The organism is Fischerella sp. JS2, assembly GCF_032393985.1.
Taxonomy (GTDB): Bacteria; Cyanobacteriota; Cyanobacteriia; order Cyanobacteriales; family Nostocaceae; genus Fischerella.
Genome location: NZ_CP135918.1, coordinates 6,102,383 through 6,119,983, shown reverse-complemented (window position 1 = coordinate 6,119,983; position 17,601 = coordinate 6,102,383). Strand labels below are relative to the sequence as shown.

Here is a 17,601-nt window from a genome sequence, read left to right as displayed (position 1 = left end):
TAATCAATATTTAAAATTTAAATTAATTTATATTTTTATTTTAGTAAATTAGTTAGCAAAGATTAAGTTCAGTTAAAAAACCCCTGGAAAAATTAGCGAAGAACACATAATATGATTAGAGAGAGTAAAAATTTGTAAACTAGATTGACAACCTAGTTTACATTCTGTTTTATAGTCAGCCAAAAATTTGGCAGTCTATAATACAGAGGTTAAAAACCTGTACTTATAAAGTTTTGGAGATTTGATCTAATGACCATCGCAATTGGACGTAGTACTACCAGAGGGTGGTTTGACGTTCTCGACGACTGGTTGAAGCGCGATCGCTTCGTATTCGTAGGATGGTCTGGTTTATTGCTATTCCCTTGTGCGTACCTAGCACTGGGGGGATGGCTGACCGGTACAACCTTCGTCACCAGTTGGTACACCCACGGCTTAGCATCTTCTTACTTAGAAGGCTGTAACTTCTTAACAGTAGCAGTATCAACACCAGCAGACGCAATGGGACACTCATTGCTGCTGTTGTGGGGTCCAGAAGCGCAAGGAGACTTCACGCGTTGGTGTCAATTGGGTGGATTGTGGACATTCGTAGCGCTGCACGGAGCATTTGGATTGATAGGCTTTATGCTGCGTCAATTTGAAATTGCTCGGTTAGTGGGAATTCGTCCTTACAACGCCATAGCCTTTTCTGCTCCCATCGCGGTATTCGTATCTGTATTCTTGATGTACCCATTGGGACAGTCGAGTTGGTTCTTTGCACCCAGCTTTGGAGTCGCAGCAATCTTCCGTTTCTTACTGTTCTTACAAGGATTCCACAACTGGACACTCAACCCGTTCCACATGATGGGAGTAGCGGGTGTATTGGGTGGTGCGCTGTTGTGTGCAATTCACGGTGCAACAGTAGAAAACACGCTGTTTGAAGATGGTGAAGGGGCAAACACCTTCCGTGCTTTCAACCCCACCCAAGCAGAAGAAACCTACTCAATGGTGACAGCAAACCGTTTCTGGTCTCAGATTTTCGGGATTGCTTTCTCCAACAAGCGCTGGTTACACTTCTTCATGTTGTTTGTGCCAGTGACTGGTTTATGGATGAGTGCGATCGGCATCGTTGGCTTGGCGTTGAACCTGCGGGCTTACGACTTCGTTTCTCAAGAACTACGGGCTGCTGAAGACCCCGAATTTGAAACCTTCTATACCAAAAACATTTTGCTGAACGAGGGTATCCGTGCTTGGATGGCTCCTCAAGATCAGCCACACGAGAAATTTGTGTTCCCTGAGGAGGTATTACCTCGTGGTAACGCTCTGTAATCGACGTGTGTTTTTCAATCTTTCATAACTAAAAGTATCTCCCCACCTTAAAGGTGGGGTTTTATTTTGAGTGAGATTATTATACCAATTCAAAAAATGTTTGCGACAGATAAGGCATTGAGGATGAAGTCATAACCAGTCAAAGAAGCAGCAATTTGAGGAGTGAGGAGAGCTAGGAGTTGAGCAACCTTGGTTTGCAGATGCTCCAGGTGATCAAATAGCTCCCATTTCAAGTCTTGCTTGAGATATTCCCAAACGCGCTCTATGGGATTCAGTTCAGGAGAATGAGCAGGCTGGAACAAAAGAACAATATTCTCTGGAATTTGTAAACGTTTAGCTTTATGAAATAAGCCGTTATCAACTTGGAGAATGTTAAGTGATTTGGGATAACAGGCAGCGAACTCGTTCAAAAATTGTTGGTAGCATTCGGTATCAACATGAGAAAACTGCCAAAATAAACTTTCCCCAGTAAGTGGTTCAACTGCTCCATATAGCCAGAACGCTTTAAATTGCCACTGCCAATCACCAATAGGCTTAACTCCGGGAAGAGTAATTTTACGTCCTTCAATGGTTTTGAGTCCAAATCGACTCTCATCTTGTACAAAATAACGAATATTTTCGTACTGGGGCAAGATAATGGCACTGTATTGAGCAATTAATTGCAAGTCATCACCGAGTTTTTTTTAAAAGACTCTAGTTTTTCTTCGTCCTGTTTTCGGTTACGCGGACGTGGGACTTTCAGCTTGGCTTTGAGCCTGTAACGTGCCAGATGATGTACAGTTGCGTACTCAGCTTGCACACCCAAGGTTTTTTCTAACCAATGTTGTATTTGTGTGTACCGTTGAAACCCACCTTCTGGTTGTTCGAGTTGTTTTTTCAAACTCGATACAGCCCAATCTGGTATTGCTCTTTTTCGACCTGAACTCGTTCCAAATTCAACAACCGCCTCAATTCCTCCTTCTCGATAATCTGCCAACCATCGATGTACTGTAGCTCGATGTTTTCCCAAGATTTTAGCAATCTCACTTACACTCATTTCTTGCCCTTTAATCAGATATAGGGCTTGTATACGTTCTTTGCTCCGAGACTGTTTTTGATGTCTGAGCAACTTCTCTAGTTCCTCGACACTATCAACTATCTCGATCTGTGTTACCCCTACCATCACATACCCTGAATGCTACTTCTGTCTATTTTTACCATCTGTCGCATTCTTTTTTCAAATTGGTATTAGTAGAGGCTTTAACCCTTTAAACTAGAATTTTGATTTTTGATATTAGACCTCTTGCACAAATATTTTTACCCACCCTAACCCCAAGTGCTAACAGGGGGACTAAGGGGGGTTTTATAATTCATGCAAGAGGTCTACTAGCTAAATAATTGCGATGGTCAAAGATTTTTTGTTTAGAGCATCGCAGTAGAAATATAAAGTGATTATCCGAACTTGATATTACACATAATCAAAAATAATTGTTTGTGCGTTGAAAAAGTATTTAATTATCTAATGTTTATGGATAATATATATCGAAAAATTAATTATTATAGACTGTTATCAGCTTCTCTAGAGAACACAAAGAACTGAAATTAGGTTTTGAAGCTAAAAAAAGTAATCATTATTTTTTTATCACTATCAAAAATCATCTGTCTAAAGATTTTTAATCAACTCTGAATTTTTATAACTGTTGAGTGATGTAAGATTTGTAACGTGTTTCTAACATTGAAAAGATATTCATATCTAAAACTCTCACTATGCAAGAGTACGATGTTGTAATTATTGGTGCAGGACACAATGGACTAGTTTGTGCTGCCTATTTATTGAAAGCAGGGTATAGTGTTCTATTACTAGAAAAACGCTCTGTTCCAGGAGGCGCAGCAACTACAGAAGAATGCTTACCACAAGAAGCACCAGGATTTAAATTTAACCTATGTGCGATTGACCACGAGTTTATTCATCTTGGACCAGTAGTTGAAGAACTAGAACTAGAAAAATATGGTTTGGAGTACCTTAAATGTGATCCAGTCGTATTTTGTCCTCATCCAGATGGTAAATATTTTTTAGGTCATAGGTCTTTGGATAAGACTTGTGCAGAAATCGCCCGTTACAACGAACGTGACGCTAAAAAGTACAGAGAATTTACAGAGTATTGGCAACGGGCATTAGGTGCAATGATTCCGATGTTTAACGCACCACCCAAGTCGATTTTAGATATTCTTGGTAACTACGACGTCACCAAAATCAAAGATTTATTCTCAGTAATTGGTTCTCCTAATAAAACGCTAGATTTTATTCGCAACATGTTAACCAGCGCTGAGGATCTGCTTAATGAGTGGTTTGATGAGGAATTTCTCAAAGCACCCTTAGCTAGACTTGCTTCTGAACTGGGTGCGCCACCTTCGCAAAAAACCATTGCAATTGGGGCAATTATGATGGCAATGCGTCATGATCCCGGCATGGCCAGACCTCGTGGTGGTACAGGTGCTTTGGTACAAGCTTTGGTAAACTTAGTCAGAAGCTTAGGTGGTGTAATTCTAACCGATCAGCATGTTAATAAAGTGTTGATTGATGACGGTCGTGCTGTAGGTGTGGAAGTAGCAAATGGGACAGTGTATCGCGCTAAACACGGGGTAATTTCTAACATTGATGCCAAAAGACTATTTTTACAATTGATGGATGAAAGTGATGTAGATGCTGCTGATGCGGATTTACGAGAAAGATTAGAACGGCGCATAGTTAACAATAACGAAACCATCCTCAAGATTGACTTGGCATTAAACGAACCACTGCGCTTTGAACACCACGAACATAAAGACAAATATCTAATTGGTTCTGTATTAATTGCAGATTCAGTTTCTCACGTGGAACAAGCCCACAGTAAATGTACCTTGGGAGAAATTCCCGACTCTGATCCATCAATGTACTTAGTAGTGCCAACAATGTTAGATCCATCAATGGCACCACCAGGTAAACATACTGCATGGATTGAGTTTTTTGCCCCCTATCAAATCGCTGGTGCAGAAGGTACAGGTTTAAATGGCACAGGTTGGACAGATGAATTGAAAAACAAAGTTGCTGATCGGGTAATAGATAAATTGGCAGACTATGCACCGAATGTGAAAAATGCCACTATTGCCCGTCGTGTGGAAAGCCCAGCAGAATTGGGTGAAAGATTGGGTGCATATAAAGGAAATTATTACCATGTTGATATGACACTTGATCAAATGGTATTTTTCCGTCCTTTACCGGAAATAGCAAACTATAAAACACCAATCGAAAATTTATTCTTGACTGGTGCGGGAACTCACCCTGGTGGTTCTATTTCAGGAATGCCTGGACGCAACTGTGCACGGGTATTCTTGCAGACTAAGCATCCGATCGCTCAAACTGTCAAAGATAGCTGGGGTTCGATTAAGTCTACAGTTGGATCAGTGTTTGGGATTAATACTAAGTAATCGATAAATTGATTATTACTTCCCCTCAAATTTTTTCAAAGTGAGGGGATTTTTCTCTGATTCGACTTGGTGTCTTTGTGTCTTTGTGATGAAAAAATAAATTTCATTGAACCACGAACACACCAAGATACAAAGAAAACTTATTGTTTAGGATTGCACCACCAAAGGGCTTATTAAAATTTCACAAAAATTCTACCTTTTAGATCATCATTTTCATACTTGCTAATGATGACAATCATAACTAAAAATTGATGTAATAAAGCTGCTGTTGCCAATATTGGAGCAATGACAGATCGGGTTTTAATTCTTGGCGGAAGAGGACGAATCGGTGGTAGTGTTGCCCAGGATCTACTCACCCACACACAGGCAGAAATTATCATCACTGGGCGCACACCTGCACAGATGCAAGATAATACGTCTTTGCAATATATGGTGTTGGACTTGGCAGAGGTAGAAAAATTGCGGCAGGCGATCGCTTCTGTAAATGTGGTAGTTCATTGTGCAGGCCCGTTTCACTATCGAGATGCCAATGTTTTGCAAATATGTATTGAACAGGGTGTTAATTATGTAGATGTCAGTGACCACCGTTCTTTTACTAGTAAGGCTTTACAATATCATGAAACAGCTATTGCTGCGGGTGTAACAGCAGTAATTAATACTGGTATTTTTCCAGGTATTTCTAATAGTATGGTGCGTCATGACATCGAACAATTTGATCTTCCAGAAAAAATACATTTGAGTTATTTAGTATCTGGTTCTGGTGGTGCTGGCATTACTGTAATGCGAACCACATTTCTAGGTTTACAAAATCCTTTTGCAGCTTGGATAAATGGTAGATGGCAAACAGTTAAACCTTATAGTGAAAGAGAAGTTATTGAGTTTCCATCTCCTTACAAACGCAGTGGAGTTTACTGGTTTGATATGCCAGAAACTTTTACTCTACCCCATGCTTTTCCATCAGTCAAAACTGTAATTACTAAATTTGGTTCTGTTCCCGATTTTTATAATCATTTAACTTGGATAGCAGCCCATGTTTTTCCGAAATCATGGATAAAGAACCCTAAGGGTGTAGAATTTCTATCTCATGTTAGCCATGCAATGACAGATTTTACTGACCAGTTTACTGGTATTGGAGTGGCGGTTCGTTCGGAAATAACAGGGCAAAAAAACAATCAACAAGCTGTTTATTGCTCTACTTTAACTCATGCAAATACAGCTGCTGCTGCTGGTTGTGGTACGGGTAGTATTGCTCAATTTTTGTTAGATGGAACACTCAAAAAACCAGGGGTTTGGCCTGTAGAAGAAGCATTGCCTACTGATTTATTTACCAAAGCAATGCAAAGCCGAGGAATAATAATTCAAGCTAATTGGCAATAAAAAATCATTTGTATGCATCGGTGTTCGATGTACTAAAAATATAGTAGTTGACGAACAAATTGAGTAGAGGAAAAAACGAACACAGATTAACACAGATAAACACCGATAATGCCACACCACTAAACCACCAACGCACAATCCATCGGTGTCCATCGGTGTGCATCGGTGTTCGATTAATATAAATATCGCGGTTGACGAATAAATTGAGTAGAGGAAAAAACGAACACAGATTAACACAGATAAACACCGATAATGCCAAACCACTAAACCACCAACGCACAATCCATCGGTGTCCATCGGTGTGCATCGGTGTTCGATTTTAAAATTAACTTGTGTGCGCCGTTTTAACTCATAACCAACTACAACTTTAAACAACTAACAATTCTTGTAACTTAGCAAGTACAGCTGCAACATGACCTTTCACTTTCACATTCGACCAAACATAAGCTAATTTACCATCAGGAGCAATCAAAAAAGTTGAGCGCACTACACCCATATATTCCTTACCCATAAATTTTTTTAGCTGCCACACACCATAAACTTCACATACTTGATGTTCGGGGTCACTTAATAATTGAATTGACAAATTATGTTTTTGAATAAATTTGCCATGAGATTTTTCAGTATCAGGACTGATGCCAACAATTTTAGCTCCCAAGGCACTAAATTCTTGAGAGAAATCAGTAAATTCTTTGGCTTCAGTTGTACAACCGGGCGTATCATCTTTGGGATAAAAGTACAAAATTAGCCAGTGTGATTGAAAATCATTCAGACTAACTAAATTACCATCTTGATTCAAAGCAGTGAAATTAGGTGCTTTTTCTCCTGCTTGGGGAAGATTTTTCAGTGAAGTCATTAAATTATGTTAAGTTCAGCAGAGACAATAGTATCATCTGCGGAACTAAATGCGATCGCTGTTATGAAGTTAGACAAAACTGTTGTTATTGGTGGTAGTATCGCGGGTTTGCTAGCGGCACGTGTACTTGCAGAATACTGTGATTCGGTCACAATTGTGGAAAGGGATAAACTACCTTTGCAGCCTCACAAACGCAAAGGTGTGCCGCAATCAGTGCAACCTCATGTTTTATTAGTACGAGGATACAGAATTTTAGAGGAACTATTTCCCGGTATTGGTTCACAGCTAAGTGCAGCTGGTGCGCTAACGATTGATTGGTTACGAGAATTTTATTTGTTTGCCCAAGGGCAATGGAGTAATAATGCTGTTGCACCTTCTGAGATAATTTCCTTTACCTGTTCTCGTCCTTTACTGGAATGGACTATTCGTAAAAGACTGGCAGAGTTTTCCCAAATCAAGTTTATTGAACAACATCGAGCGATCGCTATACTGACAAATTCCCATAAATACCAAGTTACCGGAGTCAAGCTGCAATCTCTCACAAATGATAGTACACAAGAGTTACCAGCTAGCTTGGTAGTTGATGCAACTGGACGTGGTTCTCATGCACCCGAGTGGTTAAAAGATATAGGAATGACACCACCACCAGAAACTATAGTCAATCCGTTTTTAGGATATGCTACTAGGCGTTATAAACCACCAGAAGATTTTACAGCAGACTGGAAAGTAATGCTAATTTCCCAGGAACCTCCGCAAAATACCCGATTAGGATATTTAGCAAAAATTGAAGGTGGAGAATTAATCGCTACTGTTGGCGGTTACGGGCGTGACTTTCCACCATTAGATGAACAGGGCTTTTTAGCATTTGCCCGCAGTCTTTCTAGTTCGTGCTTTTATGAAATAATTAAGGATGCAGAACCAGTCTCGCCAATTTATGCCCATAGGGCTACTGCCAATCGGTTACGTCATTATGAGCAAATTCAAATGCCTACAGGATTTGTAGCATTAGGCGATGCAGTTTGTGCCTTGTGTCCAGTTTATGGTCAAGGAATGACAGTCAGTGCTTTATCAGCAATGGTTCTTAAAGAATGGCTGAACAATAGTCAACTTGTAACTTCTCGCTTTCAAAAGAACTTAGCAAAAAACAATTCACTGCATTGGATACTAGCAACAGGACAAGATTCTCGTTTTCCCACAACAGTAGGTAGAAAACAGCCCAACAAGCTTAACAAACTCTTGGCTGGATATAATCAACAGTTAATGCAAATTAGCAATGTAGATACTGAGTTGCGAACCCTGTTTGTAGAGGTCAGTCACTTTCTCAAATCACCTTTAGCTTTTTATCATCCTCAAATCATATTACGTGTAATTAGAAGTAGTAAACAGAAGATAAAAGAAATAAAAAACTAAAAATAAATTTTTTTGATAAAATTAGTATCTTGTCATAGAAAATGTTTTATAAATACTATCATAATTTACTGAATAAATACACTTTAAGTGTAATGTTAATGGTACGAATTACATGGCATGGACATCTTTAAGAGAACGAATTACTCAATTACCTCTCGTTCTCGCAGGCCCAATTTTAAGACATACTGCACCAAATTCCGTAACTGTGTGGATAGCTTTGAAAGAAAGCCGCATTGTTACTCTCGAAATATTTGATACAAATAAAAATTTATTACTAATAGGTAGTAAAATAACTATTAAATTAGGTATTAATTTATATATAGTTGCTGTCACTGCTCAAGCAACTGAAAATATACTTCTGTATAGTGAAGATTATCTTTATAATTTAGAATTTGGTAACGAAGAAAAATTAAGTAGTCCTGGGATATTAAATACAGAAGGGTCAATTACAGAAATTACATATCCTCCCTATGATTTGCCTAGTTTTGGACTTGTACCTCATGACTTAAAAAATTTACGCCTGGTTCATGGTTCTTGTCGCAAGCCACATGGCGAAAGCTTGGATGCATTTACAGCTTTAGACAAGATGATTAAAGAAGCGTTAATACAAGATCCGAAAAAACGACCACATCAACTCTTTCTTACAGGTGATCAAATTTATGCAGATGATGTAGCTGATGCCTTGCTTTTCATGTTAATAGATGCTGGCGAAACATTATTAGGATGGTCAGAAAAACTACCAGATGTCAGCAATAATGAAGAATTACAAGCAGGTCAACGCAATAATTTAGCAACCTACACTGCTGGCTTAACAGCAAGTATCACTAAACTGAATAAAATTTCCAACATAGCAAAAAGTCATTTATTCACATTCAGCGATTTTTGTACAATGTATTTATTCGCTTGGTGTGATGTTTTATGGCCCGAGCCTGAGGATTTACCCACATTTACTGATGTGAATCGAAATTTACCCCCGCTTAGCAGTAGCGAAGATTTATTTTTAGAAGAACTTGAGGATTTAAAAAACTTTCAGACTACACTCAAACAAGTTAGACGGGCCTTAGCTAATATTCCCACTTATATGATTTTTGATGACCATGAAATTACCGATGATTGGTATTTAAACATGGCATGGTGCGATCGCGTCCTGAGTAAACCCTTGGGTAGACGTATCCTCCAAAATGGTCTACTCGCCTACGCAATTTGTCAAGCTTGGGGCAATACACCAGCAGAGTTTACAGACGATAAGCCAGGAGAAGCATTATTAAAAGCTGCTGTTGGCTGGTTTGCTTCCCAAGGGCAAAACCCCAAATACGAACAGGAAATAACTCGGCGGGTTGGTTTACCATTCCTTACAGATATTAGAAATAGTAACCCTAGACAGTTACCCCACACAGATGCTTCTCTAAAATGGCATTACACTGTTGTCGGGCCAGAATATGAAGTTATAGTACTTGATACTCGCACTTGGCGAGCATTCCCAGGAAAAGATTTTGATTTTCCAGCACTTTTGAGTCAAGAAGCTTGTAATCAGCAAATTACAAATCTAGCTCATTCTCAAAATGCTAAAGTTACCTTTGTCATCTCACCAGGGCCTGTAGTTGGTGTACCATTTTTAGAAACAATTCAAAAGACAGCTAAAGCTTTCGCAGAAAAATTTAATAGTGCTGCTTGGGGTTTTGATCCTGAAGCTTGGGGTTTAGAAACAATAGCATTTGAAAGACTAATAGCTTATTTAGCATTACGAGCATTACCAGCAACACAAAGTCGTGTCATTATCTTATCTGGTGATGTTCACTATAGTTTTGCAGCTCGCCTAAAATATGCAGCTATCCGTCCTTTTCAATATTCTGAAAATATCAAAACTGAACTACTTGCTATTCAATTTACTAGCAGTTCTTTTAAAAATGAAGTTAGTGGTACAGGTGGCAGCCATTCATTACATAAAAAAGGTTTTCTTCCGATTGAGCCAATAAACTATTTACCTAAAGCAGAGATTTTAGGATGGGAAAATCAAGAGGAGAAAGAATTAGAAATTGGTGTGATGCATGTGTATGTTGATCATGTGCCACAATGTATTCCTTGGGTTCTGAAAACGAATCCCGCCATCATTGATTTAGTGCAAGAACGCAGTTGGCATAGAGGATTACAAGTTATTAAGCAACCCGAATGGTGTTATAAAATTAATTTCTTATTAGGTAAAGATGAAAAAGTAAAGGAACCAGAAGAGATCAATTCTCTCCAACCCCAATCTTTAACTGCTCCCCTACCAGGACAAAATCGCAAGCTACCTTTAGAAAAATATTTAGCGATGGCTAAAAACCATCGTGATTATCGCGGAAAATGGGGTGCTGGTAAAGCAGTTGTGGGAGTCAATAATATTGGTGAAATCACTTTTGAAGTAGTTGATGGTAAACAAACAGCTGTACAAACTCTCTGGTGGCGATTGCAAAGTTGGGAGAAAGGTGAATTATTAGAACCTTTCCCTCTCACTCGCTATGAAGTACCGTTGGAGTTTGACGAAGATTAAATCCCTGCTTGTGGCTTATGTGCAAAAAATTCAATCCGATAATCCTTCACCTCAAGACCGATTTGCGCTTCTACAGCAGCGATCATCTCTTGAGGAAGCGTTACCATCACATCAATAACTTGTCCATTATCCAAACAATGCACATGACAGTGGCAAAAACTAGGATGGCTATAAAGACAACCTTCTGCCTTTTCAATACGCTCAATCACCCCAGCCTTTACCAAAGTATCTAAATTTTGATATATCGATGTATAACCAATTTTTTTGCCTTGTTGACGCAGGCGATGGTAGATATCGCTTGCAGTTAGATGCTCATTAGTATCCCACAGTAATTTCAGGATGAACTGGCGCTGCTTACTTAAGCGCATTCCCCGTTCACGGCAAAACTCTAGAGCATCCTCGTAGGATTTAGGTTGAGGAGCCATGAGATTAAGCTCCTAGAATAATTTTCTAGGGATAGATACTATGTTACACAAAATTAGCCTACAATGCGTACCCGGTATGACTTGATGTTACAAATTAACAAACTGATAAAGCCATACTCATATCGACTATGAATAATTATAAAAACTAATGATACTTTCTACTAGATTCTTACAAAATTGAAGTAGGTAACATTGTGAAAAAAGTAATTTTTCACAATGTTGTAAAGCTAAAGTAGATGATTTCCACGTAACCTAAAGTTCACCAGTCTAAGAAGAACAGTGGGTGAAGAGGAGGGGTTACGGGAACGGTATTCACCAGCTAAGCGGTTTAATTAATTTCATTTAAAATATCGGCTTGGAAAAACAAGGAGGCCACCATGCCTAAAGTTGCAATGCAAATGGTGGAGCAGTCTGGAATTGATGTGAAGGAACTCGTGGACAAGTTAGTCCGAGCAGCAGCAGCAGAGTTCACAACATACTACTATTACACAATCCTGCGAGCCAATGCCATTGGTTTTGAAGGTGAGGGATTGAAGGAAATTATTGAGGATGCACGACTAGAAGACCGCAACCACTTTGAAGCTCTAGTTCCGCGTATCTATGAGTTAGGCGGTGAGTTGCCACGAGACATTCGCGACTTCTCCAATGTCGCCGCCTGTCCTGATGCTTACTTACCAGAACGTGGTCGCAGTAATGGAAGTACCTCAGCACGTGTTGGCTTTACCAGTGGCGGAACTGAAGAAGCCAAGGAAGCAGTCTCAGAGGTGAAGCAAGGAATTGAACAAGGTGATCTTAGACCAATGCTACAGGTATTGGTAGAAGCTGAGCGTTGCGCTATCCGTGTCTACACTGACATCTGTAATATGACCTTTGGCAAAGATCATCGTACCTACGAGCTGTCCCTGGCTATTTTGAATGAAGAAATAGAACACGAAGCCTGGTTTAGTGAGTTTCTGGGTGAAGGGCCTTCAGGCCACTTCCGTCGAGGTGCGCCAGGTGAATCACCCTATACCTCTCGGTTCTTGGTAGTGCCTCATAGCCATAATGGTAAATAGTACCATGTAACTTATAACTTGCACCATTTTCAGCAAGAGCCAGAGACTCTAGTTCTTGTTATCAGGTTCAACCTGGTAACAAGGAATTTGGTGTGAGGAAGCAATCATATTGGAGTAAGAGGCAGTGGGATATGTAACAGTGGCAAGGGTAGAGGAGATTCCACCAGGACATACACAAATGGTGCAAGTGGGGTCATGCCTGATTTTACTTGTGAATGACCAAGGAGAATTCTATGCTTTACAGGGTTTGTGCGGACACCAGAACTTGCCACTAGCCGGAGGTAAGGTCTGGCAAGGAGTACTAGATTGTCCTTGGCATCATTTTCAGTATGATATTCGCACTGGGGAAAATCTTTACCCTAAGCGTATTTACCCACTAAATGCTCTTCCGAAACTACGTGAGCAAATCTCTCCCTTACGTACCTATCCTGTACAAGTAGTCGAAGAACAAGTACAAGTGGGAGTGCCACAAAGCTGTGAGTCATCCGATTGTAGATTTTAGATTTTGGATTTTGGATTGGTTCCATACATAAATCTGAGGGCTTGTACCGTTGAGGAATCATTGGTCAGGGTAGAGATAAGCAATACAGTGTGTAAGGTGGCACTCTACAAGCCTAGAGGTGAGTGACATTGAGAGGCAAATCATATGAATGCCGAAGACCTCCTGAGGCGTTATGCAGGAGGAGAAAGGAATTTTCATACTACAGATCTATGTGGAGCGAACCTGCGAGAAGTAGATCTAAGTGGGATAATTCTGAAAAAAGCAATCTTGTCTGAAGTAGACCTAAGTGGGGCAAACTTAGTTGGCGCAGACCTGAATGGGGTAGTTCTGAAGCAAGCTAATCTAGATGGAACACGTTTAAATGGATCACATTTGATTGGGGCAGACTTATATGCAGCTAACCTAACCAATGCAGATCTAAGTGGAGTAATTTTATGGAGAGCAGGTCTGAAGAAAGCTATTTTGTATCAGGCTGACCTTGGTAGGGCAAACCTGGATGAAGCTAATATTACTGAAGCAAACTTAAGTAGAGCAAACTTAAGGGGAGCAAAGCTGAGTAAAGCCAACCTGAGTCAGACTAATCTCACTGAGGCAAATCTTTCTAGGGCAACTCTGCTGGAGACAAAACTGATTTTAGCAGACCTGCGTGGAGCAAATCTGGAGTTGGCAGAGTTAATTAAAGCAAATCTCACAGAAGCAGACTTAAGTCGAGCAAACCTAGAGGGGGCAAACTTCAGCGAAGCAAACCTTACTAGGGTAAACCTGAGTGGGGCGAATTTGACTGGAGTCAACTTGCATAGAGCAAATTTAATTGAAGCAAAATTGATTTTAGCTGGTCTGCGGGGGGCAAACTTGGAACAATCAGAGCTGATTAAGGCAAACTTAACTGAGGCAGACCTAAGTTGGGCACGTTTGTATAATGCAAATTTGAGTGGAGCCTACTTACGCCGAGCAATTCTCACTGATGTAGATTTGGATTCAGCTGTTCTACGTGGTACAGATTTAGTAGAGGCAAAACTCAATCAAGTAAAGATGAATAACGTAGACTTGAATTGGGTAACAATGCCTGATGGAACAGTCCACTTTTGATTGCAAACGAGGTTATTATATCAAGTTCGCATGATTACCTACAATTCTCGTTTAACCTCACCCCCCTTCCCCTTCACCCCTAATCCCCATTAGTGGGGCCCCCGAGTTCCCCAGAGGGGACCCCCCCTTCCCCTCTCCTTGCTAAGGAGAGGGGTGCCGAAGGCGGGGTGAGGTTTTTTATTCTAAGTGATTAACCGAACTTGATATTAATGGGTGATGTTGTGAGATTTTCTATTTCTGGCATCCAAAAATTTCAGTTGATGGTACAAACAACTAATCAAAGGTAAAGTAACCTCGGCAGTAAAGGCCTTTTTTAAAGGATTCCCCAAAATTGCTTCAACTCCCAATGGGCGAGGTTCATCATAGTCTATCTTCATGCTGGTATGGTAAGGCTTCATGTTATCGGTGTAATCTAACATTTATTACACAAAGCGATCGCTAATTATCCGTTCTGAACTTTTTGCCCCTGCTATGACTTCATACATCAACTGTTCTACCAAATTACGGCTCGTGAATATCTGCCATTAACTCGGTTGTTGCATTCAGAATTACAAACACAGCATATCTACTGATAGACATCATTACTTAATCTAAATGAATAATAATTTACTCTCATTTAAAATCTTTTTAGAGTAATGGTGAAATAAATGGCTGATATAGTTGATATTGCTGTTAGTGCAGGTTCTTTTACAACTTTGGTAACTGCTGTACAAGCCGCAGGATTAGTAGATGTATTAAAAAGTCCTGGGCCATTTACGGTATTTGCACCTAATGATGATGCTTTTGCCAAGTTACCACCGGGAACTATACAAACTTTAGTGCAAAATATTCCCCAGCTAACGCGGATTTTAAAGTATCATGTTGTGCCTGGAAAGCTTAAGCAAGCTGATTTAGCTCAACTTGGGACTGTGACTTCTGTAGAAGGTTCAACAATTAAAATTGACTGTTCTGATGGCTTTGAAGTCAAAAATGCTACAGTGTTAGCAGCAGATATCGAAGCCGATAATGGTGTTATTCACGTTATCGATACAGTAATTTTAATGGGTTAGTTTAGAAGTTCCGGCGGTAGGCTGGAGAACTGATTACGAATAACTACTTACTGCATAATCCACAGTTACTACCACCCAAATAAGATTAGACAACATTAACACATCCAAAATGCTGATGAGCATACAGCCCGCCCGTCAGCATTTTTTTACTACTCTATGTTTAAAAATAACTTAGCAACTATAGCTGTTCTCGTTTGGATAGTTGATTAAATTCATTAAGAGAAGTAATTTAATAGGTCACATCAAAAAAAATATCTATGCGCCTAACTTCTCTTGATGTTTTTCGTGGGATAACCATTGCTGGCATGATCCTTGTTAACATGGCCAGTATTGCTGAACCTAATGTCTATCCACCATTACTTCATGCCGAATGGCATGGATGCACACCAACTGATTTAGTATTTCCCTCTTTTCTGTTCATTGTCGGTGTGGCAATGAGTTTTTCTCTTTCTAAGTACACCGATAGCAAATTGGACGGGGAGAATGAGAAAGTCTTCGTGTCCCCGCCTTCTCCTTATTGGCGTATCATTCGCCGCGCTGCGATTCTGTTTGCTTTGGGTTTACTTCTCAATGGCTTTTGGAATCAAGGTGTTTGGACTTTTGATTTCAATAGCATCCGCATTATGGGAGTATTGCAACGCATCAGCTTCACTTACTTGTTAGCTAGCCTCGTAGTTCTCAATTTACCGCGTAAAGGTCAATGGATATTAGCGGGAGTTTTACTTATTGGTTACTGGTTAGCAATGATGTATGTACCTGTGCCTAGTTATGGTGCTGGTGTGCTAACACGAGATGGTAATTTAGGCGCTTACATCGACCGTTTAATTATTCCGAAGGCACATCTATATAAAGGTGATAATTACAACTTTATGGGAGATCCGGAAGGACTCTTCAGTACTATTCCTGCTATTGTTAATGTCCTGGCTGGGTACTTTGCTGGACAATGGATACGTAGCCAAAAACAGATTAATTCTAAAACCAGTATGGATTTAGTTTTGTTTGGTTTAAGTTGCTTGGTGATTGGCGGAGTTTGGGATTTGGTATTTCCGATTAATAAAAAGTTGTGGACAAGTTCTTACGTAGTTTTTACTACTGGATGGGCATTATTATTACTAGCTTTTTGTTATGAATTAATTGATGTTAGAAGAGTGCGGCGTTGGGGAAAACCTTTTGAAATCATGGGATATAACCCAATATTTCTTTTTACTGCTTCTGTATTGCTAATTAAGATACTAGTAAAAACTACTGTCGGCACACGAGAAAATGCTCCTAGTACCTATAATTGGATCTACCAAAATTTATTTGTACCTTGGGCAGGTGCATATAATGGTTCACTATTTTTTGCGATCGCAACAGTTTTATTATGGTTGGTAGTTGCCTATAGCATGTATCGACGACGGTGGTTGATTAAAGTCTGAAGGTGAAGCTTGGGTGAGTTAGTCTACTGTAATAATTCTTGAAAGCGGCTATCAGCACGCACTTTATTAAAATCAGAGTCAGTTTTTGCTAACTCCTCATATTTCCCAGGAACAAGCTTCATAGCCTTTTTTAAGTTTTCAGCAGCTAGTTCTACCTTGTTCTGTAGAGCGTAAGTACACGCTTTATTGTAATAAGCTAAATCTTTGTCAGGTTTAATGGCGATTACTCGATCATAAGATGCTATTGCTTCTTGATAGCGTCGCAATTTTGTCAGGGCAATACCTCTGTTAATCCAAGCCTCATATTTATCTGATTTAATTGCGATCGCTCGATCATAGGATGCTAGTGCTTCTTGATAGCGTTGCAGTGTATTGAGGGTATTACCTTTGTTGTACCATGCCTCATCTCTATTAGGTTGAATAGCGATCGCCTGATTATATGATGCTAATGCTTCCTGATAACGCTGTAATTTTGTTAAGGCATTGCCTCGATTAATCCAAGCTTCAGCAAACTGATATTTAATAGCAATAGCTTGATCAAAAGCTGCGATCGCATCCTTGTATCGTTGGGAATTTAAGAAAGAATTGCCTTGCTGAAAAAATTTTTCTGCTTTTTGCGTCGTTTCTGCTTCCGAAAATAATCGGTTAACATTAGTTTCTTGGACAAGTTGTCTACTATTTTTCCCTGCTGAATTTGCCCAATCGCTACAACCTAATGTCAATAAAATTATGAAGCCAGAGGCTACAAAGCAACGCCAACAAACCATCTTTAACAAAACTCGCTATTTCGATTAATAAACAGTTTTTTCTTTCAAGATTGGGAAGGCTGTGTAAATTATCATCACCTAATTTAGGTGGATTTGCCTGATAACCACTGTTTAAGAGCTATTTTTTTGATGATCACAAATATAACATACCATCGATTTTTTCTGATATTTTTTGAGCTAATTTTCAGTCCAAAATATTATTTCTGTTTTTTGTGATCTTATTGGCTTGATTTATGCTTGACGATTTTTTCCGTAAAAGATTAGCTAGTTTATCTATTTATGATTAACTAAATAAATAATCAATTTAGTAATTAAGGAATGAAGGAAATTGTTGTCAAAAATATAAAAAATCGGATTTATATTTCAGTGTA

General features: G+C 39.5%; 16 protein-coding genes and 1 pseudogene. 10 read left to right on the top strand and 7 right to left on the bottom strand.

The genetic code is table 11. The features are described 5' to 3' along the window. The first annotated feature begins 249 nt into the window (after nucleotides 1-249). Entirely contained in the window at nucleotides 250-1,305 is a 1,056-nt protein-coding gene (gene psbD / locus RS893_RS26250; RefSeq protein ID WP_009458955.1) for a photosystem II D2 protein (photosystem q(a) protein), read from the top strand. Between the two features lie 89 nt (nucleotides 1,306-1,394). On the opposite strand, the gene RS893_RS26245 is transcribed toward psbD, so the two are convergent. Both RS893_RS26245 and RS893_RS26240 read right to left on the bottom strand, forming a co-directional pair. Continuing rightward, entirely contained in the window at nucleotides 1,395-1,970 is a 576-nt protein-coding gene (locus RS893_RS26245; RefSeq protein WP_315785248.1) for an IS630 family transposase, read from the bottom strand. Then, on the bottom strand, nucleotides 1,961-2,467 hold the full coding sequence (locus RS893_RS26240; protein ID WP_315785251.1) for a helix-turn-helix domain-containing protein: 507 nt from the start codon (nucleotides 2,465-2,467) through the stop codon (nucleotides 1,961-1,963). The genes RS893_RS26245 and RS893_RS26240 overlap by 10 nt, the downstream gene beginning before the upstream one ends. Nucleotides 2,468-3,033: 566 nt before the next feature. Here RS893_RS26240 and crtO point away from each other — a divergent pair. Further along, entirely contained in the window at nucleotides 3,034-4,752 is a 1,719-nt protein-coding gene (gene crtO, locus RS893_RS26235; protein ID WP_315792105.1) for a beta-carotene ketolase CrtO, read from the top strand. A 285-nt stretch (nucleotides 4,753-5,037) separates the two neighbouring features. Further along, the gene (locus RS893_RS26230; RefSeq protein ID WP_315788540.1) at nucleotides 5,038-6,129 is read left to right on the top strand and encodes a saccharopine dehydrogenase family protein; all 1,092 of its coding nucleotides are present in this window, start codon (nucleotides 5,038-5,040) and stop codon (nucleotides 6,127-6,129) included. 4 nt (nucleotides 6,130-6,133) lie between these two features. Here the strand turns inward: RS893_RS26230 and RS893_RS26225 are convergent, their stop codons facing one another. Next, nucleotides 6,134-6,436, bottom strand: coding sequence for a hypothetical protein (locus tag RS893_RS26225; RefSeq protein ID WP_315788539.1), 303 nt, complete (start codon nucleotides 6,434-6,436; stop codon nucleotides 6,134-6,136). A gap of 60 nt (nucleotides 6,437-6,496) precedes the next feature. Next, the gene (gene bcp, locus RS893_RS26220; protein WP_315788538.1) at nucleotides 6,497-6,985 is read right to left on the bottom strand and encodes a thioredoxin-dependent thiol peroxidase; all 489 of its coding nucleotides are present in this window, start codon (nucleotides 6,983-6,985) and stop codon (nucleotides 6,497-6,499) included. 6 nt (nucleotides 6,986-6,991) lie between these two features. Here bcp and RS893_RS26215 point away from each other — a divergent pair, with 6 nt between their 5' ends. Continuing rightward, complete coding sequence (locus tag RS893_RS26215) at nucleotides 6,992-8,395, top strand: monooxygenase (protein ID WP_315788537.1); 1,404 nt, start codon at nucleotides 6,992-6,994, stop codon at nucleotides 8,393-8,395. Between the two features lie 112 nt (nucleotides 8,396-8,507). Continuing rightward, the gene (locus RS893_RS26210) at nucleotides 8,508-10,925 is read left to right on the top strand and encodes a hypothetical protein (protein ID WP_315788536.1); all 2,418 of its coding nucleotides are present in this window, start codon (nucleotides 8,508-8,510) and stop codon (nucleotides 10,923-10,925) included. Here RS893_RS26210 and RS893_RS26205 read toward each other — a convergent pair. After that, nucleotides 10,922-11,350, bottom strand: a complete 429-nt coding sequence (locus tag RS893_RS26205; protein ID WP_315788535.1) for a Fur family transcriptional regulator — start codon at nucleotides 11,348-11,350, stop codon at nucleotides 10,922-10,924. The genes RS893_RS26210 and RS893_RS26205 overlap by 4 nt on opposite strands. A 377-nt stretch (nucleotides 11,351-11,727) precedes the next feature. On the opposite strand from RS893_RS26205, the gene RS893_RS26200 reads away from it, so the two are divergent. From RS893_RS26200 to RS893_RS26190, 3 genes are all read left to right on the top strand, one after another. Continuing rightward, nucleotides 11,728-12,405, top strand: a complete 678-nt coding sequence (locus RS893_RS26200; protein ID WP_315788534.1) for a Dps family protein — start codon at nucleotides 11,728-11,730, stop codon at nucleotides 12,403-12,405. 124 nt (nucleotides 12,406-12,529) lie between these two features. After that, nucleotides 12,530-12,907, top strand: a complete 378-nt coding sequence (locus tag RS893_RS26195; RefSeq protein WP_315788533.1) for a Rieske (2Fe-2S) protein — start codon at nucleotides 12,530-12,532, stop codon at nucleotides 12,905-12,907. A gap of 144 nt (nucleotides 12,908-13,051) precedes the next feature. Next, on the top strand, nucleotides 13,052-13,996 hold the full coding sequence (locus RS893_RS26190; RefSeq protein WP_315788532.1) for a pentapeptide repeat-containing protein: 945 nt from the start codon (nucleotides 13,052-13,054) through the stop codon (nucleotides 13,994-13,996). 206 nt (nucleotides 13,997-14,202) lie between these two features. Here the strand turns inward: RS893_RS26190 and RS893_RS26185 are convergent. After that, nucleotides 14,203-14,548: pseudogene (locus tag RS893_RS26185) on the bottom strand (ketopantoate reductase C-terminal domain-containing protein); the annotation flags it as partial. A gap of 95 nt (nucleotides 14,549-14,643) precedes the next feature. Between RS893_RS26185 and RS893_RS26180 the strand changes: the two are divergent. Together RS893_RS26180 and RS893_RS26175 are read left to right on the top strand one after the other, a co-directional pair. After that, nucleotides 14,644-15,045, top strand: a complete 402-nt coding sequence (locus RS893_RS26180; RefSeq protein WP_315788531.1) for a fasciclin domain-containing protein — start codon at nucleotides 14,644-14,646, stop codon at nucleotides 15,043-15,045. Between the two features lie 257 nt (nucleotides 15,046-15,302). Then, a complete protein-coding gene (locus RS893_RS26175) occupies nucleotides 15,303-16,463 on the top strand; it encodes an acyltransferase family protein (protein ID WP_315788530.1) in 1,161 nt (386 codons plus the stop codon). 23 nt (nucleotides 16,464-16,486) lie between these two features. Here RS893_RS26175 and RS893_RS26170 read toward each other — a convergent pair whose 3' ends face one another. Next, nucleotides 16,487-17,230, bottom strand: coding sequence for a tetratricopeptide repeat protein (locus RS893_RS26170; protein WP_315788529.1), 744 nt, complete (start codon nucleotides 17,228-17,230; stop codon nucleotides 16,487-16,489). Nucleotides 17,231-17,601 lie beyond the last annotated feature (371 nt).

Coding starts and splice junctions, on each gene's coding strand:
- RS893_RS26225 (WP_315788539.1), bottom strand. CDS start 6,436: ATGCACACCGATGGACACCGATGGATTGTGCGTTGGTGGTTTAGTGGT.
- RS893_RS26180 (WP_315788531.1), top strand. CDS start 14,644: ATGGCTGATATAGTTGATATTGCTGTTAGTGCAGGTTCTTTTACAACT.
- RS893_RS26190 (WP_315788532.1), top strand. CDS start 13,052: ATGAATGCCGAAGACCTCCTGAGGCGTTATGCAGGAGGAGAAAGGAAT.
- RS893_RS26210 (WP_315788536.1), top strand. CDS start 8,508: ATGGCATGGACATCTTTAAGAGAACGAATTACTCAATTACCTCTCGTT.
- RS893_RS26215 (WP_315788537.1), top strand. CDS start 6,992: ATGTTAAGTTCAGCAGAGACAATAGTATCATCTGCGGAACTAAATGCG.
- RS893_RS26230 (WP_315788540.1), top strand. CDS start 5,038: ATGACAGATCGGGTTTTAATTCTTGGCGGAAGAGGACGAATCGGTGGT.
- RS893_RS26175 (WP_315788530.1), top strand. CDS start 15,303: ATGCGCCTAACTTCTCTTGATGTTTTTCGTGGGATAACCATTGCTGGC.
- psbD (WP_009458955.1), top strand. CDS start 250: ATGACCATCGCAATTGGACGTAGTACTACCAGAGGGTGGTTTGACGTT.
- RS893_RS26200 (WP_315788534.1), top strand. CDS start 11,728: ATGCCTAAAGTTGCAATGCAAATGGTGGAGCAGTCTGGAATTGATGTG.
- RS893_RS26170 (WP_315788529.1), bottom strand. CDS start 17,230: ATGGTTTGTTGGCGTTGCTTTGTAGCCTCTGGCTTCATAATTTTATTG.
- bcp (WP_315788538.1), bottom strand. CDS start 6,985: ATGACTTCACTGAAAAATCTTCCCCAAGCAGGAGAAAAAGCACCTAAT.
- RS893_RS26205 (WP_315788535.1), bottom strand. CDS start 11,350: ATGGCTCCTCAACCTAAATCCTACGAGGATGCTCTAGAGTTTTGCCGT.
- RS893_RS26240 (WP_315785251.1), bottom strand. CDS start 2,467: ATGGTAGGGGTAACACAGATCGAGATAGTTGATAGTGTCGAGGAACTA.